This window comes from Caldisericia bacterium (genome assembly GCA_021158845.1).
Lineage (GTDB): Bacteria > Caldisericota > Caldisericia > B22-G15 > B22-G15 > B22-G15.
This window is the reverse complement of the sequence record JAGGSY010000066.1, coordinates 1-6,687: the sequence shown is the minus strand read 5'-3', so window position 1 is coordinate 6,687 and position 6,687 is coordinate 1. Positions and strand designations below refer to the sequence as shown.

Genomic DNA, 6,687 nt, shown 5'->3' with positions numbered 1-6,687 from the left:
TGATGTAATTATTTAATTATGTTATAATTTAATTAAGTAATTAAATAATCAAGGAGGTTGACATGATCAAGATAGTCCTTGCCAATCAGAAAGGAGGGGTTGGAAAAACCACCATTGCCTTCCACTTAGTTAATTTCCTTAGGAAAAAGTATAAAGTTTTATCAATTGATATGGACCCACAGGGAAACTTCACCACCTCCCTTATGGAGGATGAAGTTCCAGATGCATCCCACATAAAATTAATCTTTGAGGGAGAGAAGCCAAAGCCTATGCAAATAAAGGAAAATTTGTATCTTATAGGTTCAGATATAACCCTCTCCAAGTATGAAGCTGATGTTAAACTAACCAACTTCTTTAGACTCAAAGACTTCCTTGAATCAGAAGAAAGAAAATATGATTTTGCCATCATTGATACACCGCCATCTCTTGGTTTATTCACAACAAATGCTTTTCTTGGAAGTGATTTTGTGATAATTCCAGTGGATATATCAAAGTTCTCCATAAATGGTCTATCAGACCTAATAGAATCCATAGAGAAGATAAAGGAAAGTACAAAAAAAGAGATTAAACCCCTTGGAATAATCCGCTCCATTGTGAAAGAGAGGGTTATTTTCTACAGAAAGATAAAAGAAGAACTTGAAGAAAAATATAAAGATCTACTCTTTGAAACAATAATACCTGAATCTGTAAGAGTAAAGGAAGCTGTTGCAAACATAAAACCTGTTTTTGAGTTGTATCCTAATCACAAAACATCTAAAGCTTTCCTTAGTCTTTTTAAAGAGATTGAAGAGAGGTTAAAGAATGAAGGAAAGCTACCTGGATAAACTTAAGGAATCGGCGAGGCTTAAAAAGAAGACTCTAACTCTTTACATAAACAAGGAGTTGATTAAGAAGGCAAAGATCTATGCAGTCCAACATGACATGAAACTTTCAGAACTATTTGAAAAGGCAGTAGAGAAATTCATAGAGGAAGGTTAAATATTCTTTATTGTGTGTTCTATAAATATTGTAAATCCTATTATTATTAGAATACTTCCCCCGATTATTGTGGAAATCCTTTCAAACCTTTTAAGAAAATTTGAAGATATTGAGCTTGAGGTAAATGTTATAAAGAAAGTCACAAGGAATATCACAAACGCTGGAAGGAGGATTGATACTCCTATTATGGAGAGGGAGAATCCAACAGCAAAGGCATCAATGCTTGTGGCAATGGAGATAAGAATTAAAAAGAGGGGACTTCCACTGAAACGCTTTATCTTTATCTCGCCATCCTTTATCCCTTCATAGATCATCCTCAGACCAACAAAGAGGAGGAGGGATAATGCAACCCAGTGATCTACTGGTTTTATAATCTCATAGAGATTATCCCCAAGAATCCACCCAAGGACAGCCATTAAAGATTGGGTTATTGATAGGGAGAGGGAAATTTTTAAAATGTCCTTAAAAAGTTTCTCCTTAAGAGACGCTGTCATACCTATGGAGGAAGCCATGGAGTCCATTGATAAACTAACTGCAATTATAAACAGAGTTAATGGATTCATTATTTAATAGTATATGGTAAAGACATTGGATTCTTTAAAATTTCTTCTCTCCTCATCTCTGTAAGCAAGGCACACCTCGCTAAATATACACCTTTTATCGCATGGAATTCCTGTTATAAGGGTGAGGGTGCAGTTTTTTTCATTAGTCCCTTCGCACTTTGCTCCACTCTTCAAGCAAAGGCTCCTTCCAAGAGACCAGAAGAGTTGGTCAAGTTTCTCAATGGGAATACCAGAAATCTCTGAAACCCTTTTCACAGCATCACCAATCATCTTCCTTAACCTTAAATCCTCTGTGAGAAAAACTCTCCTTCCATCAAGAAGTTTCCTCCTTAATGGATCTTCCACATCAACAATTCCAATTCTTAAAGAGACTCTCTCAAGATGATAATCCACAGGTGTCCATAGATTCTCCTCGTCCTTAATCTCCCAGAAACCAACCTTCTTTGCAATGTTTAAAAATAGAAATGTCTTTTTTGATAAGGGATCTGAGTAGGCTTTAAATCTATGAAATAGATCAATCATACCCAGTCCATCTTCTCTCTTTATAAATCCTTCTGAAATCTCGTTTATCTTCATCACATCAGAGGAAAAATCCCTCTTTAAAATCCTTGCTGCATTTCTAAGTAGATAGGCTCTCTCATAGTATCTATCGCCAGAACCTTTAAAGATCCTCTTTAAATCAGAACCTTTAATCCTCATCATCCTTTCAACACTTATAAATTCTGGATCCCTTCTCTTCTCCTCTAAAAAGGATGAGAGGAGAAAATCCCATCCCCTTTTAAAAACTCCATCAACAACTCCTGAGAAATTCTGGGTTTGGTGGCATATGGCATCCACATAGAAAAGAAGGGTAAGTCTCTCCCTTGCCTCCTCTTTTGTCTTCGCCCTATCTATCCCCGGTAGAACCCTAAAACTTATTCTCCTATCCTTAAGAAACCTTCCCAATTCATTAACTTTACTGCTGTTTATTTTAATCATTGTACGCCTCCTTTAACCTCCTAATTACATCTTCTCTTTCTATCTCAAGGAGTCTGTTTATACCAAAATCTTCAATAACAAAGGAGGAAAGGGTTGAACCAAATTTTAAGGAAAGAAAAGGGTCTCTGTATCTTATAAATGAACCAACAAAACCTCCAGCAAAAGATTCACCTGCTCCAGTGACATCTTTTACTCTTTCAGGTTGAACACAATTAACCTCATGGATCTCCTTTCCCTTAACAAAAACTGCTCCATCCTTTCCTCTTGTTATAACTATCATCTTGTTCATCCTTGAGAAGAAAGAGAGGGCATCATTGAAACTATCAGAACCAGAAAGGGTCAGTGCCTCAAGCTTATTTAGGAAAAACAGGTCAGATACCTCTATGGTCTTAATGACATTCTCCCTCTCCCTCTTTATCCTCAAAAGGTATGTTCCAGAAGAAACAAAACTACCTCTCTCTTTGAAATATTTTAAAATCTCAAGCTGATGCCTCTCATCTGATATAACTGCCACATGGACAAAGGGAGTTTCAGGAATACTCTTATAATCAAATATTTCAATATCTCTATCAATATCTTTTAAATAGTGGTCATTCCAGTTCTCATCATACCTTATATGAAATGATATATCTCCATCCCTCTTAAGGTATTTAAGGGGAAGTTTCTTCTCTATCTTTTTTATAGTATCCTCTTTAATTCCACTGGATAAATATCCCACTGGCACAACACTTGCTCCAGCAAGATACGCAGAGAGGGAAAAATAATTTCCACTACCACCTGCACATTTAATCTTTTCCCCAGATGGAAGCTCAATTAAATCAAAACTGAAACTTCCAAAAACGGTGAGTTCATATTCCAAAGAGTGGGACAAACCTTCCTCCTATATCTATTAATAAATTTTTTCTAATAACTCTATCAATTAACCCTTTTTCCTTTAGAAACTTCACTATATCTGAAAGCCCAATTCCTTCATTTCTCATAATAATTCTTTTACCCTTTCTTTTCTCCTCTTCAAGGAGAATGATTCTTTTAAGCTCAAACTCTCTTTTCTTTCCCTTTTTATTCACTCTTGTTATTGTCAAATCTTTAAGGTTCAAACTTTTAATACCTTTTCCAAAGAACTCTATCTCAAAATGAGTTGTAAGGGAAAAGAGGGATGGAGAATTCTCTGGTGTAATTCTAACCCTTTTTATCTTCATCCCATCTGGAGCGTTTTCCTTTAATCTTCTCTTGATTTCTTCAATTTCAACTTCTTTTATAAGATAAAAATCCATCACCTCATTCTCACCAACAACCCCCATGGGAAGGGGTGGACAGAAATCCATTTTAACTCTTGGATTAAAACCTTCTGTGAATCTTAAGGGAAGGTCTGTTCTCCTTAAGAGTCTCTCCCACACCCTTACAAGATCAAGGTGAGAGATAAAGATAAGTGCTCCTTCCTTTCCATACTCCACTCTCACTCTCATCTCACTTATTTTACCATCCTCTGAAGCATATTCCACATCCAGTGCATTTCTTTAAATCACCAAAGCATGGATAGGTTACCTTTTCCATCCTCGCTCTTTTCCTTTCAACCCTAAGGAATCCTTTGTTTATACCTATATCTATAAAATCCCATGGAAGGATCTCCTCCTCGGGAAAACCATCAAGAATTTTTCTGTAAAGTTCCTCCTTTCCTTTAAGACTTTCCTTCCACAAACTAAAATCAAATTTTTCACTCCATGTCTCATACTTTCCTCCCCTTTTCCAGACATCGTAAATTACCTTAGCCAATTCTCTATCACCCCTTGAAAGAAGAGCTTCAACAAATGATTCTTCCCATGTCCTGAAGGAGAGTCTTATCCCCTTTATATTCCTCTTTAAAAAATTTCTCTTTTTAAGGTAGTCTTCCTTTGATAAAAATTTCTCCCATTGAAAGGGTGTAAATGGCTTTGGGATAAAGGGATTGATGGAGAGGTGAAGAGTGATTCTTTTATTCTCCATCCTTATCCTTCTTACAATATCAACTATCCCCTCTATATCCTCCATGGTCTCTGTGGGTAAACCAATCATAAAGTAAAACTTTATCTTCCTCCATCCCTTCTTAACTGCCTCCCCTACAACAGAAAAAATGTCATCATCCTTAATTGGTTTGTTTATAACATTCCTCAACCTCTCAGTCCCTGCTTCAGGTGCAAAGGTAAGGGTTGTCTTTCTTCCTGTATCTATAATATCAAGTATCTGAAGGGAGAAGTTATCAATCCTCAGAGAGGGAAGGGAAACAGAAATCTTTTTATCCTTTGTAATCTCCCTCAAACCTTCAACCAGTGGAAGGATGTTTGAATAATCAGATGTAGAGAGGGAGAGAAGAGAAACCTCTTCAAATCCAGTATTTTTAAGTATCTTTTTCGTCAGAGAGAGTATATTTTTAACACTCCTCTCCCTCCTTGGTCTCTTCTCCATTCCAGATATACAGAACCTACAACCTCTATCACACCCTCTGAATATTTCAACCACTGCCCTCTCATGAATAACCTCTGTATAGGGGACTATCGGTTTTACAGGGAAGTATGCCTTATCAAGGTCCTTTACATACCTTTTTTCAACCTTTTTTATTCCAAATTTTGGAACAAAGACCCCTCTTATATTTGAAATCCTTTTAAGAAACTCCTCTCTATCCAATACAAACTCATCAATTATCTCCCCTACAACCTCCTCACCTTCACCAATGACAAAGGCATCAACAAAGGGTAAAAGAGGCATAGGATTTAAAGCAGATGGTCCTCCAACTATAACTACAGGGAAATCCTTTCTCTCCTTTGAGAAAATTGGAATTTTTGAAAGATACAAGAGGTTTAAAAAGTTCGTATATGTTAACTCTGTCTGTATACTAACTCCAAAGATATGGAAATCCTTAATAGGTCTTTTTGATTCAAGGGAAAATAGAGGGATATCTTTCTTAATTAGAAGATTTTCAAAATCTATGTCAGGAAGAAAAACTCTTTCACATAGAGAATCTTTCCTCTCATTTATGAGATGATAGAGAATGGAGAGTCCAAGATTGGACATCCCCACCTCATAAAAATCAGGGTAGGAAAGTGCTACCCTGATTTTATTATTCCAATCCTTCTTTACCTCATTCCACTCCTCTCCTATGTATCTTGCAGGCTTTCTTAAGGAGAGGAGTTCCTTTTCGTCAAGCATTACCCAGTATCTTCTTGAGCTCAGGAATCCTCCTTAAACTATAAACAATTATAACAAACAGGAAGCCATTTATACCACTCACAATTACATTAAAGGGGATGTTAATTGAATAGAGATAAACTGCTACATCCTTTACAGGGACTCCAAGGTATAGGGGAAGAAAAAAGATGTTTGATGGAATCATTACAACAACTCTAACAAGGGTTCCCATAACAAGTGGCAGGAGAAAACTCTTTCTCTTTCTGTAAATTACACCGGCTACATACACAAAACTTGATACTGCAAGAAAGTTCAAGATTGAACCAATAATACCTCCACTCTGCTTTACAAGATAAAATAGAATCACTTTTACAAGGGTAACAAGAACACCCATCAATGGAGAAATAAAGAAAGCTGCAAAGAGAGAGAAGATCTCTGATGGATCAAACTGAAGATAGGGTGCAGCTGGAAAGATTGGAATTTGAATTAGATACATAGAAACGAAAGCAAGGGCTGAAAGCAAAGCCCCATACATAAGATCTCTAAGACTCTTCTTCATAAATCCCTCCTTTTCTTCGGGGAGGGAACCTTCTCCCATCCGGACTTTCACCGTCGGCTCAGGAATCTCACCTGAATCTGCCTCCCCTTAGGGAGGCTCGTGGGCTAAGGTCCAAAGGACCCATTACCACCGGTAGGGAATTCCACCCGACCCCGAAGGTTTTTTTATCATAAATTACTATACAACAAAAAATAAAATTTTCAAAATTCTATTACTTAAACCAGGAATTTAAAATCAAAAAATGGAAACTACTCCATTAAAACTTATGCGGAGAGGAAGCCTCCGTCAACTACAACAAGGGTACCGTTGACATATGTGGAAAAGTCGCTCGCAAGAACAAGGACAATCCTCGCCACCTCATCTGGGTCTCCAAGTCTCGTAAATGGAAGTCGCCACATGTATTCTATTCCTGCCTTTATAAACTCTCCTTCAAGCTTGTAGAGTTTC

The 6,687-nt window shown here is 37.0% G+C and carries 9 protein-coding genes and 1 riboswitch; of the genes, 2 read left to right on the top strand and 7 right to left on the bottom strand.

Annotated features, from left to right (window positions below; translation table 11 throughout):
* Positions 1–62 precede the first annotated feature (62 nt).
* Together J7J33_02690 and J7J33_02685 are read left to right on the top strand one after the other, a co-directional pair.
* On the top strand, positions 63–824 hold the full coding sequence (locus J7J33_02690) for a ParA family protein (protein ID MCD6168199.1): 762 nt from the start codon (positions 63–65) through the stop codon (positions 822–824).
* On the top strand, positions 802–978 hold the full coding sequence (locus tag J7J33_02685; protein MCD6168198.1) for a hypothetical protein: 177 nt from the start codon (positions 802–804) through the stop codon (positions 976–978). Before J7J33_02690 ends, J7J33_02685 begins: the two co-directional genes overlap by 23 nt.
* On the opposite strand, the gene J7J33_02680 is transcribed toward J7J33_02685, so the two are convergent.
* From J7J33_02680 to J7J33_02650, 7 genes are all read right to left on the bottom strand, one after another.
* A complete protein-coding gene (locus J7J33_02680; protein ID MCD6168197.1) occupies positions 975–1,541 on the bottom strand; it encodes a manganese efflux pump in 567 nt (188 codons plus the stop codon). The genes J7J33_02685 and J7J33_02680 overlap by 4 nt on opposite strands.
* A 3-nt stretch (positions 1,542–1,544) precedes the next feature.
* Entirely contained in the window at positions 1,545–2,519 is a 975-nt protein-coding gene (locus J7J33_02675; protein MCD6168196.1) for a hypothetical protein, read from the bottom strand.
* Positions 2,512–3,390 carry a hypothetical protein gene (locus J7J33_02670; protein MCD6168195.1) on the bottom strand — a complete coding sequence of 293 codons (879 nt, stop codon included), beginning with the start codon at positions 3,388–3,390 and terminating at the stop codon, positions 2,512–2,514. Before J7J33_02670 ends, J7J33_02675 begins: the two co-directional genes overlap by 8 nt.
* Complete coding sequence (locus tag J7J33_02665; GenBank protein ID MCD6168194.1) at positions 3,368–3,985, bottom strand: DUF2344 domain-containing protein; 618 nt, start codon at positions 3,983–3,985, stop codon at positions 3,368–3,370. The genes J7J33_02670 and J7J33_02665 overlap by 23 nt, the downstream gene beginning before the upstream one ends.
* Positions 3,986–3,995: 10 nt before the next feature.
* Positions 3,996–5,702, bottom strand: a complete 1,707-nt coding sequence (locus J7J33_02660) for a radical SAM protein (GenBank protein ID MCD6168193.1) — start codon at positions 5,700–5,702, stop codon at positions 3,996–3,998.
* A complete protein-coding gene (locus J7J33_02655) occupies positions 5,695–6,240 on the bottom strand; it encodes an ECF transporter S component (GenBank protein MCD6168192.1) in 546 nt (181 codons plus the stop codon). The genes J7J33_02660 and J7J33_02655 overlap by 8 nt, the downstream gene beginning before the upstream one ends.
* 23 nt (positions 6,241–6,263) lie before the next feature.
* Positions 6,264–6,404: riboswitch (FMN riboswitch) on the bottom strand.
* Positions 6,405–6,503: 99 nt separating this feature from the next.
* The coding region (locus J7J33_02650) for an SDR family oxidoreductase (protein MCD6168191.1) at positions 6,504–6,687 on the bottom strand (184 nt) is incomplete at its 5' end.